Annotated in this window: 15 protein-coding genes and 1 pseudogene; 9 read left to right on the top strand and 7 right to left on the bottom strand. The window is 61.9% G+C overall.

The window, feature by feature from the left end; genetic code table 11:
- Window positions 1-17: 17 nt before the first annotated feature.
- Both ASG63_RS11645 and ASG63_RS11640 read left to right on the top strand, forming a co-directional pair.
- Window positions 18-2,003 (top strand): methyl-accepting chemotaxis protein, encoded by a 1,986-nt coding sequence (locus ASG63_RS11645; RefSeq protein WP_056216226.1) that lies wholly within the window; start codon window positions 18-20, stop codon window positions 2,001-2,003.
- A gap of 163 nt (window positions 2,004-2,166) precedes the next feature.
- On the top strand, window positions 2,167-3,495 hold the full coding sequence (locus ASG63_RS11640; RefSeq protein ID WP_056216347.1) for an alpha-amylase family protein: 1,329 nt from the start codon (window positions 2,167-2,169) through the stop codon (window positions 3,493-3,495).
- Window positions 3,496-3,630: 135 nt separating this feature from the next.
- Here ASG63_RS11640 and ASG63_RS11635 read toward each other — a convergent pair whose 3' ends face one another.
- On the bottom strand, window positions 3,631-3,864 hold the full coding sequence (locus ASG63_RS11635; RefSeq protein ID WP_056216224.1) for a tyrosine-type recombinase/integrase: 234 nt from the start codon (window positions 3,862-3,864) through the stop codon (window positions 3,631-3,633).
- A gap of 482 nt (window positions 3,865-4,346) precedes the next feature.
- On the opposite strand from ASG63_RS11635, the gene ASG63_RS24185 reads away from it, so the two are divergent.
- Window positions 4,347-4,727 carry a DUF1476 domain-containing protein gene (locus ASG63_RS24185; RefSeq protein WP_244476513.1) on the top strand — a complete coding sequence of 127 codons (381 nt, stop codon included), beginning with the start codon at window positions 4,347-4,349 and terminating at the stop codon, window positions 4,725-4,727.
- A gap of 62 nt (window positions 4,728-4,789) precedes the next feature.
- On the opposite strand, the gene ASG63_RS11630 is transcribed toward ASG63_RS24185, so the two are convergent.
- Window positions 4,790-5,443: a hypothetical protein gene (locus tag ASG63_RS11630; protein ID WP_056216221.1), complete on the bottom strand. Its 654-nt coding sequence runs from the start codon at window positions 5,441-5,443 to the stop codon at window positions 4,790-4,792.
- Between the two features lie 311 nt (window positions 5,444-5,754).
- Between ASG63_RS11630 and ASG63_RS11625 the strand changes: the two genes are divergently transcribed.
- From ASG63_RS11625 to ASG63_RS25260, 4 genes are all read left to right on the top strand, one after another.
- Window positions 5,755-6,963 carry a tyrosine-type recombinase/integrase gene (locus ASG63_RS11625; RefSeq protein WP_056216219.1) on the top strand — a complete coding sequence of 403 codons (1,209 nt, stop codon included), beginning with the start codon at window positions 5,755-5,757 and terminating at the stop codon, window positions 6,961-6,963.
- 39 nt (window positions 6,964-7,002) lie between these two features.
- A complete protein-coding gene (locus tag ASG63_RS11620) occupies window positions 7,003-7,995 on the top strand; it encodes a hypothetical protein (RefSeq protein WP_156394171.1) in 993 nt (330 codons plus the stop codon).
- A gap of 356 nt (window positions 7,996-8,351) precedes the next feature.
- Window positions 8,352-9,194 (top strand): hypothetical protein, encoded by an 843-nt coding sequence (locus ASG63_RS11615; RefSeq protein ID WP_056216215.1) that lies wholly within the window; start codon window positions 8,352-8,354, stop codon window positions 9,192-9,194.
- Window positions 9,195-9,501: 307 nt separating this feature from the next.
- Window positions 9,502-10,365 carry a hypothetical protein gene (locus tag ASG63_RS25260; protein WP_156394170.1) on the top strand — a complete coding sequence of 288 codons (864 nt, stop codon included), beginning with the start codon at window positions 9,502-9,504 and terminating at the stop codon, window positions 10,363-10,365.
- A 155-nt stretch (window positions 10,366-10,520) separates the two neighbouring features.
- On the opposite strand, the gene ASG63_RS11610 is transcribed toward ASG63_RS25260, so the two are convergent.
- A complete protein-coding gene (locus tag ASG63_RS11610; protein ID WP_056216345.1) occupies window positions 10,521-11,579 on the bottom strand; it encodes a hypothetical protein in 1,059 nt (352 codons plus the stop codon).
- Between the two features lie 391 nt (window positions 11,580-11,970).
- Between ASG63_RS11610 and ASG63_RS11605 the strand changes: the two genes are divergently transcribed.
- Window positions 11,971-12,654: a hypothetical protein gene (locus ASG63_RS11605; RefSeq protein ID WP_056216213.1), complete on the top strand. Its 684-nt coding sequence runs from the start codon at window positions 11,971-11,973 to the stop codon at window positions 12,652-12,654.
- Between the two features lie 175 nt (window positions 12,655-12,829).
- On the opposite strand, the gene ASG63_RS11600 is transcribed toward ASG63_RS11605, so the two are convergent.
- A complete protein-coding gene (locus ASG63_RS11600) occupies window positions 12,830-13,117 on the bottom strand; it encodes a helix-turn-helix domain-containing protein (protein ID WP_056216212.1) in 288 nt (95 codons plus the stop codon).
- Between the two features lie 114 nt (window positions 13,118-13,231).
- On the opposite strand from ASG63_RS11600, the gene ASG63_RS25255 reads away from it, so the two are divergent.
- Window positions 13,232-15,628 carry a hypothetical protein gene (locus ASG63_RS25255; RefSeq protein WP_156394169.1) on the top strand — a complete coding sequence of 799 codons (2,397 nt, stop codon included), beginning with the start codon at window positions 13,232-13,234 and terminating at the stop codon, window positions 15,626-15,628.
- Between the two features lie 18 nt (window positions 15,629-15,646).
- On the opposite strand, the pseudogene ASG63_RS24175 reads toward ASG63_RS25255, so the two are convergent.
- From ASG63_RS24175 to ASG63_RS11590, 3 genes and pseudogenes are all read right to left on the bottom strand, one after another.
- Window positions 15,647-15,838, bottom strand: a pseudogene (locus ASG63_RS24175) (transposase); the annotation flags it as partial.
- A gap of 48 nt (window positions 15,839-15,886) precedes the next feature.
- Window positions 15,887-17,749, bottom strand: a complete 1,863-nt coding sequence (locus tag ASG63_RS24170) for a DUF262 domain-containing protein (protein ID WP_082559274.1) — start codon at window positions 17,747-17,749, stop codon at window positions 15,887-15,889.
- Window positions 17,750-18,138: 389 nt separating this feature from the next.
- On the bottom strand, window positions 18,139-18,684 hold the full coding sequence (locus ASG63_RS11590; protein ID WP_056216209.1) for a recombinase family protein: 546 nt from the start codon (window positions 18,682-18,684) through the stop codon (window positions 18,139-18,141).
- Window positions 18,685-18,718: the final 34 nt, after the last annotated feature.

Below are 18,718 nucleotides of genomic sequence, written 5' to 3'. Positions count from 1 at the left end.
TTTCGAGGCTCCCGCTCATGTTCACGCTCCGCCTCGACCGCCTCTCGGTCTCTCAGCGCATCCTGGCCGGCTTCGCCGTGGTGCTGCTGCTCCTCACCATCTCCGCCCTGACGACCTTCCGCAGCGTCAGCGTGCTCAACGCGGAGATCGAGAGCACCCGCTCCCGCATGCAGGCCGCCGAGGAGGCCAGCGCTTTCGAACTGCTCCTCAACGGGGTGCGGCGCCTGGTGCTCAACTACATGCGCACGGAACAGGGCGACATGCTGAGCGACCTGAAGACCGGTCTCGGCGCCCTGAGGGCTGACAGCGGCGGCCAACCCTCGGGCAGCCAGGATGCGGCGATCAGAAGTCGGGCCCTCGACTACGTCACCGGCACCGACGCACTCGTCGGCGCGATGCAGAAGCGGAAAGCCGCCCTCGGGGATCTGGTCAAGCTCGGTGCAGCGCTCTCCAACGCCGGTTACGCGATGGCGCAGCTTGCCGCGCAGGAACCGGGTCTCGCCGCCGCGACCTTCCGCGCCGACCGGGCCCTTCAGGCCGGCATGAGCGCGGTCTATCTTTTCCGCTCCAGCAACAATCCGGCGGATGCCAGCACGGCCACGGTCGAGTTCGGCCGCTACACCCGGGAACTTCTGGCCCTGTCCCGGCTCGACGAAGCCGGCCTGCTTCAAGCCTCGCTCAAAGTCGCGAACGGGAAGGTCGCAGCCTTCAAGGCGGCCCTCGACGGTGTCCTGCAGGGCGCCGGCGAGGTCGAGGTGGCGTATCAGAACCTGAAGCAGACGGGCGACGCGTTGATCGGCCTGGGCAAGGAGACCCGTGAGCGGGCGGTCCGGGAACAGCAGCAGATCATGGCGGTGATGACCGCGGATGCCAGCCAGCTGAGCCAGCTTGTCATCGGGATCGGTGGCGTGGCCCTGGTGATCGGCGGGCTTCTCGCATGGCGTGTCGGCCGCGGCGTGTCCGGGCCGGTGGCGGCCATGACCGGCGCGATGCAGCGCTTGGCCGCCGGAGACCATGGCGTGGCTGTTCCGGGTTCCCACCGGTCCGACGAGCTCGGTGCCATGGCGCGGGCCGTCCAGGTCTTCAAGGACGCACTCATCGCCAAGGAGCAGGCTGACGTCGCGGCAGCCGAGGAGGCGGATGCGAAGATGCGACGCGCCGACCATCTCGACGCCCTGACGAAGGCGTTCGAGGCGAATGTCTCCGTTCTCACGCAGGGTCTGGCCGGTGCTTCCACCGAGATGGAGGCCACGGCCCAGGGCATGGCAGGCACCGCGGAGCAGACGACCCGGCAATCCGGCACGGCGATGCGGGCCGCCGAACACACCTCGGCGAATGTGCAGACCGTCGCTGCGGCCACGGAGGAAATGTCCGCATCCATCCAGGAAATCACGCAGCAGGCCGGTCAGTCGGCCCGCATCGCGCAGCAGGCAGCTGATGAGGCTCGCCGCACGGACGGACTGGTCCGGCAACTCGCCAGTGCCGCCGAGCGGATCGAGACCGTCATCGCGATGATCAACAAGATCGCAGGGCACACGAACCTCCTGGCCCTGAATGCCACCATCGAGGCGGCTCGGGCAGGCGAGGCCGGACGGGGCTTTGCCGTGGTCGCGTCCGAGGTGAAGGAACTTGCCGGTCAAACCACGCGCGCGACGGAGGAGATCGCGGGGCAGATTGCGTCCATCCAGGGCGTCACCCAGGCCTCCGTCGCGGCCATCCAGGCCATCGGCAGCACGATCGGGCAGATGGCGGCGGCCTCGAACGCCATCGCGGCTGCCATGGAGCAGCAGGGCGCCGCGACCCAGGAGATTGCCCGAAACGTGCAGCAGGCGGCGAACGGGACCGGCCAGGTCGTCGGTAGCATCAACGATGTGCGCCTGGGCGCCGACTCGACGGGCAGTGCCGCGGCGCAGGTGCTCGGCGCCGCGCAGGAACTCTCCCATCATTCGGAGAGCCTCCGTCACGAGGTCGGAACGTTCCTGATGGCGGTGAAGGCGGCCTGAGGGCCCCCGAAGGCGTCGAACGTTCGAAAGCGTCACATCCGACCGGCTCTTTCGAATGCGACGATCGGTTCAACGCGAACTTGTGAAGGGCGAACACCGCTCGGATGTGGACCGCCGACCCGAGCGGCGGGTTTCCCTGCAACTCCTGAAACAAGGCGGTGCCGTGCCCGATTGGCTGGAACACACGATCTGGTGGCAGGTCTTCCCGCTCGGCTTCGTCGGTGCCGAATCCGAGACCGTCGAGGGCGCTCCCGTCGTGCATCGCCTGGGCCATGTCCAGGCCTGGCTCGACTATGCCGTCGACCTCGGCGCCACGGGGCTGGCCCTCGGACCGGTCTTCGCCGCCTCGACCCATGGCTACGACACGATCGACCCCTTCCGGGTCGATCCGCGGCTCGGCGACGAGGCGGATCTCGTCGCCTTGATCGAGGCCGCCCATGCGCGGGGCCTGCGCGTGCTTCTCGACGGCGTCTTCAACCATGTCGGCCGCGACCATCCCGCCTTCGCCGAGGTTCTGGCGCAAGGGCCACAGGCGCCCAGGGCCGCGTGGTTCCGGCTGTCCTGGCCCCGGGGCACCGATCCGGGCACGGAGCCGGACTACGCCTGCTTCGAGGGACACCGGCAGCTCGTGACGTTGAACCACGACGCACCCGCCGTAGCCGATTACGTCGTCTCCGTCATGACGCATTGGCTCGCCCTGGGGGTGGATGGCTGGCGCCTCGATGCGGCCTACGCCGTACCCCGGCGCTTCTGGTCCGACGTCCTGGCGCGTGTGCGGTCGGTCCATCCGGACGCCTACCTCGTCGGCGAGGTCATCCACGGGGATTACGCCGCCATCGTGCGCGACACTGGCCTGGATGCGGTGACCCAGTACGAGCTCTGGAAAGCCATCTGGAGCGCCCTCAACGACCGCAACCTGTTCGAACTGGCCCATGCGCTCGACCGCCACAACGGCTTCCTCGACGCCTTCGTGCCGCTGACCTTCGTGGGCAACCACGACGTCACGCGGATCGCGAGCCGCCTCGCCGACGAGCGCCACCTCCCCCAGGCCCTCGCGATCCTGCTGGTCTGCGGCGGCACACCCTCGATCTATGCGGGCGACGAGCAGGCCTTCCGCGGCGTGAAGGAGGAGCGTGTCGGCGGGGACGATGCGATCCGGCCGGCTTTCCCGGACACGCTTGAGGGGCTCGCCCCCTATGGCTGGCCGATCTACCGTCTGCACCAGACCCTGATCGCCCTGCGGCGCCGGCATCCCTGGCTGCACCGCGCCCGCACGCGGACGCTCCACCTGACCAACGAACAGCTCGTGCTCGCGGTGGGTGACGGAACCCAGCACCTCCTCCTCGCCCTGAACCTCGCCGAGGCCGGCCTGCTCCTGCCGGCGCCGAATGCGCGCATCGTCGAGGCCGGGGAGGCGTCGCTGGCAGCGCCCGGAACGCCGGATGCGCGGGTGAGCCTCGGCCCCCAGGGCTGGGCCGTCCTGGCGATTTGATCTTTGCCGTTCGGCAGCCTGGCGTCGCCAAGGACCGGGGGGAACGTGTCGTGAGCACAAAAGGAATCCCTCTCGACCCAGAGGGATTCCCGAGGACATCGCGTCCTTCGCGAGGATGACGGTTCGCTGCCAGCGTCAGCGTTCGGCGCGGTCAGCCGCTCGAAGGCGCGTGTCGCGCGACACCATGCGAAGCTCCCTGTGCCCGCTGGTCGCCCCGACGTCAGCCATGCCGCGTCCGCCCTCGAACAGGCCCGTGACGGCCGCGTGTCGGAGTTCGTGGAGGCGATGGTCGTTGCTGCCCGCGCGCTCGCGCAGGCGCATCCAGGTCTGGTCAGGGCCACCCGCGCGCATCGGGAAGAGGCGTTCCATCGGAAGGGAACGTTCGGCTCGGAGTGTCAGTTAGGCGCTCACGGCACGCGGCGCCAGCGGAACGTGACGCGTGTCGCCGTCCTTGGTCAGAGCGCGGTGTGCAACGCGCTGAACCAGGCCTACGTCGCACCAACGGAGCGACAGACGTTCACCTCGGCGCTTCGCCGTCGCGATGGCGACGATGCTCAGCGACTGGAAGCCGGGTGCGCGTAAGACAACGGCACAGAGGCGCCGAAGAGCAATCCATCGGACGAAGACGGATCGGTTCAGGGCAGCGGTTTTGCCTGATCGGACCTTCGTAGCGGCGTTCGATAGGAAGACGACGTGCTTCGCTGCAGCCAAGCTCAGGCCAGCAGGCCTCGGTGCGAGCGAGTGCCCCTGCTGAATAAACCCGTTGTACGCAAGAGGCTTCGGAGTAGGATTGGGAGAAGATCGGTTCTGCGATAGCCTCAATCAGCCACTCGATAATCTGGAGACGCCCCGTGTCCAAGTTGTTTGAAGAACGGGAACGCGCAGCAGAAATGCTTTTTGTTCGCGCGGAAGAAGCGCGATTTATGATGCACTGCCAAGGGGTTAGATCTCTGGCAGCCTATGCGGCACAAAAGCTTGGTATCGATGGGCAGGGTGCAGGCGCATATGCCCAAGAGTTACTGGGCGCATCGGTGCAGGGCCTGCGAGGCGACGCCTTGGTGGAGCGCGTGCAGGCGGACTTAGCGTCGAATGGCATCATCGTGGACCTTGCTGAGCTCCGCCGAGAACTTGCGCGGTCGACCGCCCAAGGCATCTACGACGTTGGTCCTGCAGCCAGAGGAGAGGCACCACCGCATTCATCCAGAGCAGGGGTTGACCCCTCACCGAGATAAGTCACAGCCAAGCCGGAGCTGGATACAGAACGATCGCTGCTTCGCTGCCGTGGAAGAGTGAGTCAGACGCCGGCAATATCGTCGGGGTCATTTAGAGCAGCACGCGCGATTGCCTCACCGTAGAACGCCGCTGCCAGAGAACGGCGGACCGGAAGAGGCTGCCCTCTTGATGCAGCACCAGCGCAGAACTCAATGAGTTCAGGGTCGGGCATGACCACGATCCCGAAGCCGGCGTGGAACGGGCCGGCGTCGAACACGCGCATGGCTATAGCGAGCCCCTCAGGAGCCGACGCTTCGAGACCTTCATCGACCAACCAGAGCCGACGCTCCGCGACGAGTAAGTCGTCTAACCAAACCCCTGCAGCGTCGTGCCAGCCCGTAACCTGGAAGATCGAGAACGAAGCCGCAGCCATTCGTCGAGCGATCTCGTGGTCGCCGAGATCCAGATGGACAGCCCCGTCCTGGAGGAACCAGTCGTAGACGCGCTTACCGCGCTGATTCCGCTCCATGAGGGCGATGTCACACAGCATGTCGAACACTGTGCGATCGTCGCGCTGCTTTTGGTCCCACAGATCGAGGTGCTTGGCCGCCCGATCGAAGTCAGGCTTGCGGCAGCAGCTCACGGCCTGGCGGAGCACACACCGGATCGAAGCTCGGATGGGGTAATACTGCGCGAGGACGGCCTCGCGGGATGCAACCGACTGCGTTCCGTCCACACGGGTTCTCCACGCGCCTGACGGCAGCGTGCCGTGAGCGTGGCCTGACGTCTACCGGCAGCGGGTGCAGCGAAAAGCGGAGACATCAGCCGCTCAGCGATCGTGCTTCCGTCACTGAGATTGTTGATTGAAATGGCGGAGAGGGGGGCCGCCCAACTTACGTCCGACAAGATGCAGAGCCGTGCGATAGCTACAGCGTCAACAATGGCTTAGCCTAATTCGACTGTCCGGCCTGGTCCATTGCAATCTGCCCACAGCCCACATTTAATGAGGGCGAAAATGTGGGTGGCTTGAGTGAGGCGGACACTTCGATGGGCGGTTGGGGACGGCATCCAGACAAGGCCCTCACGGCGGTGCAGGTACGCGGCCTGAAGGTGCCCGGCCGCTACGCCGATGGCAACGGTCTCTACCTCGTGGTCGAGCCCTCAGGTTCAAAGCGCTGGCTCCTGCGTACCGTCGTCCAGGGCCGCCGCCGCGACATCGGCCTGGGCGGAGTCAGCCTCGTCACCCTGGCCGAGGCGCGTGATAAGGCGCTCGCCTATCGCAAGCTCGCCCGTGACGGGGGCGACCCGCTCGCCGAGCGGCGCAAGGCGCGCGCGACCGTTCCTACCTTCGCCGACGCGGCCGAGCAGGTCCACGAGGAGCACAAAGCCTCTTGGAAGAACCCGAAGCACGCAGCCCAATGGATCACGACGCTGCGCACCTACGCCAATCCACACCTGGGCACCCGGCGCGTCGATCAGATCGAGACGCCCGATGTACTACGCGCCCTGTCGCCGATCTGGCTGACGAAGGGGGAGACGGCCCGGCGGGTGCGCCAGCGTATCGGCACCGTGCTCGATTGGGCGAAGGCCGCTGGTCATCGCACTGGCGACAATCCGGTCGAGGGCGTTGCCAAGGGACTGCCGAAGCAGGGTGAGCGTGACGAGCATCACGCCGCGCTGCCCTACGCCGAGGTCCCCGCCTTCGTTGCCCGACTGCAATCGTCCGATCAGGGCGAGGCTGCCCGGCTCGCCTTCGAGTTCCTAATTTTGACGGCCGCGCGCACCAGTGAGGTACTCCGGGCCGAGTGGCGGGAGATCGATGAGGCCGAGGCGCTGTGGACCGTGCCCGCCGCGCGCATGAAGGCCGGGCGCGAGCACCGGGTGCCGCTCAGCAAGCGCTCCTTGGAGATCCTGCGGCGGGCCAAGCTACTCGCCGGGGACAGCGCCTTCATCTTCCCTGGCCGCTCGACCGGCAAGCCGATGTCGACCATGATCTTCCTTATGGCGTTGCGGCGCATGAAGCTGACGATCACCGCGCACGGCTTTCGCTCGTCGTTCCGTGACTGGGCAGCGGAAGCCACGAACCTGCCGCGTGAGGTCGCAGAGATGGCCTTGGCGCACACCATTGAGAACCGCGTCGAGGCCGCCTATCGGCGCGGCGACCTGCTGGCGAAGCGGCGCGAGATGATGGAGCAGTGGTCCACGTTCGTCGCGAGCAAGCCGAAGAGCGACAAGCCTCACGAGAGTTCAGCATGAGGAGGTTTCGTGCGAGCCCCACGCCGTCGAACACGTCGGATGGTCCCCAAACGTCATTCATTGGCCGAGCAGGACAGGATCATCGCTCGGTTCGAGGAGGCACGGAGTCTTGACGTTCGACCGGCCGAGGCTATCGCTGGCCTTGGAGCATCCCTGGCGTCAGTTTACCGATGGCAGCGTGCCCGCAACCCGTCAAAGGGCATGCCGGCGGCGACCTTCGCGCAGGAGCTGAGCATCGATACTGCCATCGCCCGTCTCTGCGACGAGCGAAACGATGACCGGCATACATTCCTCGATGCCCTGTTCAAGTTCATCGCATGGCTTCGCTGGCCTACGACCCCTGGCGACCATCCCGCTGCAATGATGGTCTGCGCAGTTTCGTATTTATCGGCCGGACGCTCTGCACGAACCCTTAACGAGCTTCCACCAGATGCCCTCGCGCTCGCCTTGAGGCATGTCAGCATCGATACGTTGAAGCGCATCTGCTCCGACGATTTGTTCGCGATGCCTTCCTTCGAGCTCTGGAAGCTTGACGACCAACCCTACACGAAACTGGACTACCTCGCCCAGGTAACCCACTTTATTTTGGCGTACTGCCCTCCTTCTGCCGATCCGCGCGACGCAGCCAGCCTCTCCAAGGCTTACGCGGCAATGGACAGCGGCCTATTCAAGTACAAATGGTCCATCTCGCGCCGGACCTTTAGCACCTTCTGGAAAGAATCGGCTGCATCCGCGCCCTTTCATTACGTTGAGAGGTTGCACCCCGGTCTGGAATTTTCCCTCGACCCCTCGAAGAATGATTTTGCCGAGAACATCGACGAGGCATACTCCCGTCGCGGCGAACTGCGTCGCCACCTCGCGCGCTGTCGGGCGGCAATCGAGCTTCTTCAGAACAAGCTCGACCGGCGCAGCCTAGAGGTCATACGCTTCCCGCGCTTTCCGTTGTCCTTGAGCGCCGAGGTCATCGAACCACCCGAGCTGCCCAAAATCACCGACGCGATCAGAGCCAAGTTTCGAAAGTGGCGTAACTAGCTATATCTGAAGCCTTTTTCATCACGCAACTTGTTACTTTTCTTCTCACGGCAGCCTGCCAGAGGCACCTTCCCCCCCGTTCCGAGCGCCTTCTGCGTTCGGCCGATAGGAGCAGGGAAAGTGACTGATTCATCATCGATTTCGCAGAACGGGCTAGCCGCTGATGGCCTGCCTACCGCCGGGTTTGTACGGCTTTCGCGCCTTCTCGCGCCCCTTGGGCCGCTGCCGATCAGCAGGTCGTGCTGGTGGGAGGGCGTGCGGACCCAGCGCTATCCGCAACCGGTGAAGCTCGGCCCGCGCATCACGGCGTGGCGGTGTGAGGACATCCGCGTCCTTCTCCAGCAGGGAGCCGCGTAATGGCCAAGCGACGCACCGCGCAGAAGGAGGCGGCTACGAACATAGAAGCTCAGCGGCATCGCCGGGACGTCATGAAGTGGGTACGGGAACGCGAGCAGCGTTGCCAACCCACCCTAACCTTCGACGAGCCGCTCACGTCGGACCTGCTGAAGCAGCCCGGCGAACTGGAACGGGTCTTGACTGGCATCAAGCAAGGCTTCGTGCAGGCGGACCAGCGGCATCGCACGGCCATCGATCACGAGGTCATGCGGTGCGTGCGCGTCGCGCGCTTCCTGAACGCGCATTTCCGGAAGCCAAATAACGTTCTCGGAGGCAAGTGGCTGGAACATTGGCGCAAGCACAAAAAGGTCAAAACGGAAGCACTACGGTTTGTTTTTCTCCAAACCCACGCCGACGCTAAGAAGGCCAGCCTGTATTACCGCGCGATTTACACAATTTTTGACGAGAACGTTCTCATCGAAGACATTCCTGCTCGAGTAACGGCGGGCGGTGGCTACCAAGCGTTGGCGGATGCGAATGTGCGCTTCCCTCGCAAAGCACCCGTCGAAGAGGTGGGTAACGACAAAAAACCGAAGCCAAGTAAGCTGAAGCTGAGCGACAGCGAGGGGGACGACGGCGATGACGAGCAGTCGGAGCGCATCGACGGAAACGACACCTCCGACGAGGGTGACGAAACTGAGGAGCCCGCGCCGAAAGTGACCTTGCTCGCAACGTTCGACCAGGATGGCCGGTCGTTCCTCGACCTGCCGCTACCCTGCTACGTTACTGTCGTCATGCACGTCACCGCAGGCCCCGGTAAATCGCGGAGAGTAAGAATTTCTCACACCGAACTAGCTGAGTAAAACGCGGCATTACACTGAGGCGAGACACAAAAGTCCGCCTCAGTAATCCTCAGGAATGAACGAATATTCTTGCACACAGAACCGTAAAGTCACGGTGATGGCGACTATTCGTATAACACACCCCGCCACCTTCAGGACGTTCGTCATGCCCAGCTTTGCTCGCCTCAGCGCGCCAATACGTATTTTGACGCCTCAACAACGAATTTTCCAATATCGACCCCCTCACCCCTGGCCGGGCAGTACCACTCCCCCAAACATCGTTGACTTTCAGACTTTCAACGACGTTCACCGATGGGCTGACATTAAGATGGGCAACTACATCGCTCGTCCCCGGGATGACCATGCTGTTTCGCCCGGCAGCCCTTTTGTGCTCGATACGTTGCGGCCGGAACATGCCTTCTGGCTGCCAGCTAACAACGTCGAGGCGCGCATCGCCTTCGCTGAGATCGCGGTTGAGCACGTGCTTGCGCACGAGGGCATTCAGATTGGACCGGTGTGCTTCGTCACCATCACTCCCGCCGTGTGCGCACTGCCTGTTGGTGACGTTGGGCCTGTGACTCGGGAAGTGAAAGCGTTCCGCCGGACTATCGGACCGGCAGCCCGCTTCAATGTTCGCGAGCTTCAGCAGATTGCGCGGCAGGGCATGGGAGATGTGCCCTTTATCGGTATAATTGAAGCCGCCCTCTACCACCGCTGGAGTCCAGCCGGCCGTTGCTGGGGCGATTGGATTAGCTGGCACTGCCACCTGCTTGCCTGGGGAGCACATCAGTGGGAACTCACGGCAGCGCTTGCGCCTCTCCGTGCCCGGCATCGCAGCATGCGAGAGGGGCTTGCCTCGGTGCATGTGCAGGCGGTGCCTGAGGATGACGTCGCCCGCCAGTTTCTCTACGCGCTGAAGGCCCCACAGAAGCTATATCGCGTCGAATATTTCAAACGGCCCTGGAGGAATCCGAGCACCGGCGAAGTGAAGCAGCCGGGTTGGCACACTCAGAAGGACTGGCTGCGAACTGGTCAGCGCATTCGCTTACTCGACATCATCGGCGAACGGCTGCTGAATAATCTGCTTTTTGGCAATCGCGAGGGCACCGACCTCGCTCACGCGATCTGCAACGAAGCGCTTGGGCCTTTTCATGCCTGGGAGAGGCAGCAATCTTACGCGCAGCGACGTTGATGCGCTCGTTTTCGCGTCCCGCGAAAAGCAGCGCTGGGGTTAGACGTGCAGCTAGCAGTCAACCAGCGGCAGTCGGGCAAGGATAATCGCCGAATAATACTCGACAGCGCGGTGATACAGAAGCTTTCTCACCTCGCAAAATAGCCTATCCGTGCTCAGAGAGCAGCATTCGGAAGCGCAAAGCCAAACTGTTGCTGCAGGAACTCCACCGTAGCAGGATCGCGCAACCGGCAGACGACGTGCTGGTTTGCAAATGCACCTGGGAAGGAGCGCGCCTCGGGAACGGAGAACGTCCTTTGCCAGTCCACCGCTACAACGTATTCTGCGCGCTCAGGATCGTCCAGGTCACGACTTAAGCCGGGTTCCACGAGTTCTTGTTCGAGTAGGGGACCTGTTTCCGTGACGAAGTCGCGTGCCATCACCGGTCCGGCCGTAACGATGCCGTAGCCTACGTAGCCCGCCCCCTTCTGGTATGCGGCAATCGGAAGACCAGGAGCCAGATTCGTGAGGGGACCTGACCACCGCGTCCCACCGCCTGCGGCCACGAAGCCGTAGCGTTGCATATCCTGCCAGTTGCGATGTTCGGACTGACCGACATTCACGTACCAGAGGCCCTGCCACGGTGCTCTGACCTTGCTCTCAGTGCGTGCGACAACCTCTTCCTGGTCCAGCAGCCAGTCGGTTGTGAGGAGCCTCTCACCACAGTGCTCAAAAATGGTGAAGAAGGCGGTGTTGATGCCGACGCCATGCACCTGAGATAGGTATCGGACGATCCGCTGGGACGAGGGATCGAGCGCGCTGGCAACGATCACCATCGTATGCGAGGCGTTCAGACGTTCCGGTACTGCATCGCCGAAGCGTTCGGCAAAGGCGAGTTCGAGTGGACGCTTTAGGTACTTCAGGGCGAGGGCATGTACGTCTGAGGTTGAAAGAGCCGCGACCCAACTCGCGTAGTCCAGAACTTGTGCCACAATCTCGCGCGGAGTGAGCCCCCGCTTTAGTTCCACTACCGCGAGGTTGCCATCGCCATCGATGCCGAGGAGATCGATGCGTCCATTGTGGTCCGTGATGACCTGCCGTCCGATGACGAGGACATCAAGGCCGAGGAGGCCAGGGTTTGCAGCGACCCAGCCCTCAATCAGATCTTCGGACGTAAGTTTGCCGGGGGAAATAGCGACAAGACCCGAATCAGTTTGCTTATAAAGTTTAGTCATAACCATTGCCTTCGTTTCGTTTCGTTTCGTTTCGTTTCGGGATGATTTGACCTATCCGAAACCATTCCACCGTCTAAGTACGCCGCTCATGTCGCTGCACTCGCCAGCCTGAACAGAACATGCGCCGCTAACAGTACTGAATAGCGTCCCGGGGGAGAAATCCAAAACGCGAGCGAAAAGAAACGCTTGCAAATAGGAATTTTATCCTTTATGCTCGGCATTCCGCAAACTGCGGCCTAAGCCCGCGAAAAGCCCCATGAGCTCGAACTGTACGCAACTGCAAGCCCCATCCGCTACGTTGCTGCCTCGGTCTCAGTTGGTCCCCTTGCATCACCACCAACTTCTTAGGTCGGCCAGTGTGGGCCGCCCTCTTCGTTTCCGGAGGTTTTCCTTGCGCACTGACATCACCCTCGCCAACGCAGCCCCAACCTTGCCGCCCGGCCTGCTGACGTTGCCTTCAATCGGTCTCACCCCGCCCCCGGCCATCATCCTGTACGGTCGCGACGAAAAGGGTCGCCCCCATTCTTCGAAGTTCGCTGGTGATATGACGGATGAAGCCGAAGCGGCTGCCCGGCTCATGGGTTTCCGCTTCGCCGCCGCCGACACAGATGCGCTGCGCGACCTCGCCACCTGCTTGCCTGCCGGACGTTTATTTTCGAGCGGGAAGGGCTTCGTACCGTTCGTGAAGACCAGCTTGTACGAGCGCCTGCTGGCCGCGACTGGTACGGCCGACAAGCCGATGCCCATGAAGGCCCACACCAAGCCCGCTGACGGTGGAGGCGCGCCTGGGGCGGGTCAGGGGCGCGGCGGGGGCGGAGCGGGCGCTGGCGACCCACCTGCAACGCGAGCCGGTGCGAAAGCTCCCGCTAGCCTTTCGGAGGTTGGACTCGGCAGTTTCGTCTTGGCTCAGGGCGACGAAGGCGACGAGGGCTACTACGCCGCCAAAGTGCTCGCGACCAAAACGCCTGACAGCTTCGTTCTGCAATGGGCGGGCTACTCGGATCTGCCGGAGTTCGTGCGGCCGCGTGGGGCTTTGGGCCTGCTCCCCCCCGAGGCGGCTGTTGGGTTGGCCTAAGCGCAATGTCCGACGCCCGCGCCCTGACTGCACTGGCACGGGTATGCGACCTTAACGATGCTTTCCGCCGGAGCTCTTCCGGCGGGCGGGTTGCCGTGCCGGCCAGCAGTTCGACACTGGCCGAAGTTCGCCGCGCGGCTATCAAGACAGTGGTGTGGGCCTTGGCCCGCACTGCTCACCCCTCCGAGGTCGACGAACGCTCATTCTTCGCGCGTCGGCCCGCCCGCAGCGCCGGAGGCGGAGCTGCGCCCGCCTCCGGCGCGGTCAGCAGGGCGGCTACCGGCACGGCGAGCGCCATCGCCATCGCTTCGAGAGTAGTGATGGTCACGTTCTCCGAGCCGCGTTCGACCCGGCCGACATAGGCCCGGTCGATGCCGGCCGCGAGCGCGAGCCGCTCCTGGGACAGCCCGCGTGCAACCCGCAGCACCCGCAGATTCCAGCCGATGATCGCCCGCGCTTCCATGGCGCGAGAAGGCCCGAAGCACGGCCTGGCAATCGACGGACCAACAGTCCCGCATTATGCATTCTGATGATCATCTGTAGGGGTGCCACATTGCTCGACGCATCACGTGTTCGATTGAGCTACGCCATCTGTACCGCCGTACTCACACTCACTCTGATTCTTCTCGCCGCTGAACGAAGCTCGGCGCTCGCGCAGGCGCAAAGCGACCCGCTTAGAACCAGCGCTCTGGCGATTGCAGCTTTCGAGAAAAGCAAGGCTCGATGCGTCTATTCAGCCGGGGTTGGCGACGCCCTCGCCAAAATTGATGCCATCCTAACCCGCCGCCGTCCGGCCGAATGGGAGCAAATCAAACCATCGGGCGAGGAGGCGCTTGCCGGCTTACGCAATCGAGCACGTCTTCTTGGAGCCAAGTCAGATTGTGCCACCTACGGCACCGCAGTCGGCTACACCCTGCCCGTAGCCTTCGGCTCGGTCGATCTCGACAACGCTGTTGTTGAGGAACTCAGTCGGCTCCTCAGTGGGGCAGGCCGAAGCATATCAGGCGAGGCCGAGGCACGCCCGCCGCAGCTCCCCGCGCCCGGCAGCGCAGCCGATACGATTGCTCGGATGGACCAGGATGGCAGCCTGAACAACGATCCTGCTGCTCAACCCAGCCAAGGCTTTACATTGAAGAGGCTTCCGGCAGATGATCCGCCACCCATGGTGTCGCGCTCGCAACCGCCCTCGCGCAAGCCAGCCACTCCTTCTCCCGAACGCGACCGCAACACGTCGCCGCCCCTGGTACAAGCTGCACCTTCGTCTTTGCCGCCAAGCCTTGCTGCGCCGAACGCTGCAACGCAGTCCCAGCCTCTGACTGCTTCATCGTCATCAGACTGCCGTGAAGCAGGTGATTGCCGGCTCGCGCAGCCGACCTTCGCCTGCAACCTCGATGACGCCGCGCGCATAGCCGGCGCCGGCCCGGACGCAGGGTGGCAGGTAGGACTCGCGGCGGTTCGGGCGGGCACCTGCGAGATCGTCGCCGCCGGCCATCCCCTCAGGATCGAGGCGACTAAGACCTCAAACGTCGTCTACGCTACAGAGAAGGGCCAGCACGTCGGTTACCTGCCGGTCGGCGTGTTCGTACCAGCCGATCAAGCAGCATTCACCGTTTGCATTACCCCTGGGTTCTGCGCCGTTCGGCCAGGTGCGTTGGCTTGGACCTGCCCACAGCCGAGCGGACTAGACCGATCCACGACGGAGGCGAAGCGAGCGGAGGGGTGTCTCCGAATTAGCAGCAACGTCGCAGCCGAAGTAGCACCGGCTGAAGATAACACGGTCGTGCTAATGAACATGGTTGGGGGTTCACCGTTCGTGCCGACACGCTACTACCTAATGCGCAGTGAACTCATTGGCCTCGACATGAAGCCATACCCGACGCCGACAACACGAGGTTGGTGCCGGCCCGGCGACTGGTGCATCATCACCGTCGGCACCTTGTTCTGCTCAAGCCGCACCGCTCACGAACAGGTAATGAGTCTTCCGGCCGGTGAAATGCGCCGGGCTGGAATGATGGAGACGCCGGATTGTCGGGTGCTAGTCCCAGGTACCCTATTGAAGCCAAAGGCGCTGCCAGCCGTAGACGATGCCCGCAAGCTCATCGAGGTTGAGCATCCCGTGCTGAAAGCCGGGTGGGCGAGTGCGAGTGCCTTCAAAGTCGTCGCCTATAATCCTCCCGTCCGGTATACTCAGCAGCTCTCCGACTTCCTTATAAGCGTTGCGAAATCTCCCTCTCTCACGGCGATTAAGCTCGCTGCACAAGGCACCGACCAAGCATCGGGCACGTTCCGGGCGGGACAAAGGGAGCGTCTGACGTATTGCAAGGACTTCTGGGGCGAGGATGATGCCAATGCTTTCCGAACCTGCCTTGGCGAGTCCGCCACAGCACAGACCATTAAAGCTAACTGCTACGCCAAACGTATCTTGCTTGAGGGCCGGCAGTACGAGTTACGCGAGCGCCCCAGCGATATGGCCCCAGACAACCATATCGATCCGAGCCGGCGTTGGCTCTTCCGCGATCTCGCGACCGCGGATTGGCTCGACGGCTCGACCAGGTCCGCTGAGGCAGCCGTTGGTACAGCTTTCAACGCCCTCTGTCCCGGAGTTAATCCGGAAGCAACAGCGAGCATTATCTATCGCGCCAGCGGTGCTGAGTTCCCGCGCGAACTTCAGGGCCGATGGTTCGACAACAGGCGGGCCTGCGCCGACCCCAACCGCAACAAGCCCGACTACGACGATCATTCCTGGATGGAGATCTCGGCCGAAAGTCGCGTCGGGTCACGGGAGTTCGAGTTCACGCAACGCATCAACGCGGTCAGGGCGCTGGGGCGTGGGGTATGGGAGATCGACGGCACGCACCGCATCGACGATGCCACCGTGCCCGAAATCTTCCAGTCGAGCACTTACCGACTTACACTCGACGGCTTTGAGCTGGGTCAGCGAGGGCAGGCGTCCAAGTGGGTGCGCTGCCGGTAGGGCCTGCATTCGCTTAAGTCAGTCGAGGGTTGCGGAGAGACAAAGGACACCCCTGAAGCTGACTGCCGTCTTCTCGTAGCGGATAGCGATTACGCGCCATTCCTTGAGCCTAGCCCATTGGCGCTCCACCCGGTTGCAATTGTTGTAGATCCAGCTCGGGCAGCCGAAGGGCGACGCGCGGCGTTGAGCTGGGACTGCAGGCTGCGCACCCACGCTAAGTTGACGAGATGAGGCTTAACTCAACATTGCTCAACTGACTCAGGACGGTTCCTGCCCTTGCTTACTTGCCATAGAAACCGGCGCGGGCCAAATTTTGACTGCCGTGTTGAACAAATTGACGCCGCGCTGCAGTATCGTATCCTCATTCCAAAAATCATAATTGTGGAGTTCGCGATTCAATGTCAGCGCTGTTTGTGCTCGCACCTCCGGCATCTTCGTAGCGAAGGCTCCGTTTGAAATTTTGGAGTTGAGCTTACGTGTCAGTAGCGTCAAGTTTCCGAGCTTATTAACCGCTTCAGCTCGGGCAGTTTCACGGGTTAGCCTTTCTAAATCTAGTTCTCCGGCAGGCACATGGTCAAAACCTGGAACAGGCCAATTCTGGTGCCATCCCTGCGGCATTATATGTTCGAGAGTGAGATCGCTCTTGATGGCTACAAGCTCATCGTCGTCAGCGCGTTTACGATGCTCGATGGCCTCGAATAGATAGCGAAGCTTCGGCTGGCGGCTCGATTTGTACTGATCGTGGCCAAGCCATGCTTCCTGCCAATCGGCATCGCTTGGAAACACCATGGTAGCCGCATCGCTCGCTGAAAGAGCTTCATGCAGCGTTTTCACGTCGACTATGGGGGCATCCCGAAGGCGAGCTATCATCAGCTCCGCGAAGAAACGATTGTAATTCGCCGTTGTCAGACCGCAAATGTCACGGCGAACGATGTATGATTCGATCAGCGTGAGTGCTTCTGGTAAATGTACGCCTAGATCAACCTCTGTTGTTAGATATAATATTAACGGTATCGCTGTCGATACATCGAATGCTTTCGAGAATTTACCGAAGCGACCGAGTGGATCGTCTACTGACTGCTCCGCAATCCGTCGGGCTATCTTGGAGGTGCTCTGAACGGACTGTAATTCCGCTTCGACTGACGGAAATGGACCGTTTTCAAGGATCCACTCACGATATCTGTCAAACAGGTCATCCGCTGAAATGAGCTTTGCAAGCCGCATAGTGAGATGATCAACTAGCATCCAGTCTAAACGGGGCTTCGTTAGTCGGCCGCGCGTCTCTTCTTCCCGCCAGAACCAACCATCAAGCGGCAACCAGTATTTTTCGTATAGCACGTCGATGTTCAGCAAGCCGCCGCTCTGCCCCATGCCTTTGGCGCGCTGAAAGATAAAGTTACGTAGGAGGTCTCCGGAGGACAGATCGACACCTCGGCTGTTCAAAGTCTCGAAGATGGTCTGCGCCTCGTCCCCGCCTTCGAGTTCGATCGAAACAACCGCTAGCCCAGATCGGAGCGTCTCAAATAACTGCTCGAGCAAGAGTGCGTCGAATTTGCCTCCTGGACAGACATGTTCCTGAATCTTTTGCCGAAAGAACTCGTATGCGGCAACCGATCGTTGGACTGCGGTGCCGCCATCTGATTTCGCAGTTGTCAGAAGCGCTCCCTTTAAAGATTGATCAACAAGCGAGAGGAAGTAAGGACGATCAACTTGCGATGGCCATAGCTTGAACCTCTCAATGTCGGGCGTTTCCATGACGTCGAAGTTGAACAGGTAAGGAGATATTTTCTCTGCAAATTCCGGCAGCAGTGCCGACGAGACATCGCGTAATGCGGCTAGTAGAAGCTGTAGCGTTGTAAGTCGTTGCTGCCCGTCTATGACTTCAAACGACTGAACTTGCTTGCCGAAGGTGCTTATCTTAGAAATGACAATCGCGCCCATGAAATGCGGTGCTTGCGCTTCTCCACCGCTGTGAAGCCGAGCCGCAATGCGTCGAATGTCTCCCCATAACAAATCTAGCTGAGGCGTAACCTTCCAAGCATATTGCCTTTGGTACAGAGGAATTAAATACCGCCTCTCACCCTTAAAAAGTTCGATGATCGTTCGCGTAAAAGGTTTCATAGATCCTGCACTCCGCCACCAGAATCAAACCTAGTTGGAAACGGGGTAAGAATCTATTGCAAGTTGACGGCAATTGGAACGTCTGTTCACAGATTCGATGGCGGAGCAGGAACGCCTCAAGCATCTACAATGAAAATCGTAGATGGGCAGACAGAGCGGTTGTTATTAAATTCGACGAAATGAACTATTTCAACGATATCAATATAGGTTTGTTCTTTTGAGTGCATAATTCGGAAGTCAGAAGTGCTGAATATCGCGAGCTACAAAGCCCATCTGTATACGAAACCGTCAAGCATGCCGTTTCGAGCGACTGGTCGGTTTCAAGGAGTTCAGTCCACGGGCATGCGAACAGACCCCCAGCCTACGGATCGTTTTGCAATGCTCGCTTGTCAGTTCTCTCTCAGCACGCGGTAAACCTGCATACGCGAACAGCCAAGCGCTTGTGCAATGGCTGCCGGGCCACTGCCGGCCATATGCATAGTCTTGACCCTTTCGCGGTCGAGGCGGCGCTTGCCGCCTGCGTAGACGCCGGTCGTCTTTGCCCGCTCGATGCCCTCGCGCTGGCGTTCCTTGATGAAGCGCCGTTCCATCTGCGCCACCATGCCGAGGACGGTGAGCACCAAGTGGCCCATCTCACCGCGCGTCGAGACATGTGGGTCGAGCACGGTGACGAAGGCCCCGCGCTGCTCGGCCTCGTGAATCAGGTTGAGCACATCGCGGGTGTCACGACCGAGCCGATCAAGGCGAGTGACCACCAGTTCGTCGCCCGGGCGCAGGAACTCCATCACAGTCGCCAGCTCAGTTCGACCCTGGCGCGCCCCCCCCGAAACCTTTTCGGCGCGAACAATGCCGCACCCTTCGGCTTTGAGGCGGGTGAGTTGGGTATCGAGATCCTGGTCGAGGGTGCTGACGCGGGCATAACCGATACGGGCCATTTTTTCACCTCAGGGTTTAGGCCCAGGGTGAGTA

This window comes from Methylobacterium sp. Leaf94 (assembly GCF_001426045.1).
Classification (GTDB): Bacteria; Pseudomonadota; Alphaproteobacteria; order Rhizobiales; family Beijerinckiaceae; genus Methylobacterium.
Note: the sequence above shows the minus strand (reverse complement) of the source record. Positions and strands in the feature narration are given on the sequence as shown.

Bases quoted from the DNA above. Each gene is read 5' to 3' on its own strand.
- ASG63_RS11645 (WP_056216226.1), top strand. From the start codon at position 18: ATGTTCACGCTCCGCCTCGACCGCCTCTCGGTCTCTCAGCGCATCCTG.
- ASG63_RS11635 (WP_056216224.1), bottom strand. From the start codon at position 3,864: ATGGAACGCCTCTTCCCGATGCGCGCGGGTGGCCCTGACCAGACCTGG.
- ASG63_RS11625 (WP_056216219.1), top strand. From the start codon at position 5,755: ATGGGCGGTTGGGGACGGCATCCAGACAAGGCCCTCACGGCGGTGCAG.
- ASG63_RS11620 (WP_156394171.1), top strand. From the start codon at position 7,003: ATGGTCCCCAAACGTCATTCATTGGCCGAGCAGGACAGGATCATCGCT.
- ASG63_RS11615 (WP_056216215.1), top strand. From the start codon at position 8,352: ATGGCCAAGCGACGCACCGCGCAGAAGGAGGCGGCTACGAACATAGAA.
- ASG63_RS25260 (WP_156394170.1), top strand. From the start codon at position 9,502: ATGGGCAACTACATCGCTCGTCCCCGGGATGACCATGCTGTTTCGCCC.
- ASG63_RS11610 (WP_056216345.1), bottom strand. From the start codon at position 11,579: ATGACTAAACTTTATAAGCAAACTGATTCGGGTCTTGTCGCTATTTCC.
- ASG63_RS11600 (WP_056216212.1), bottom strand. From the start codon at position 13,117: ATGGAAGCGCGGGCGATCATCGGCTGGAATCTGCGGGTGCTGCGGGTT.
- ASG63_RS24170 (WP_082559274.1), bottom strand. From the start codon at position 17,749: ATGAAACCTTTTACGCGAACGATCATCGAACTTTTTAAGGGTGAGAGG.
- ASG63_RS11590 (WP_056216209.1), bottom strand. From the start codon at position 18,684: ATGGCCCGTATCGGTTATGCCCGCGTCAGCACCCTCGACCAGGATCTC.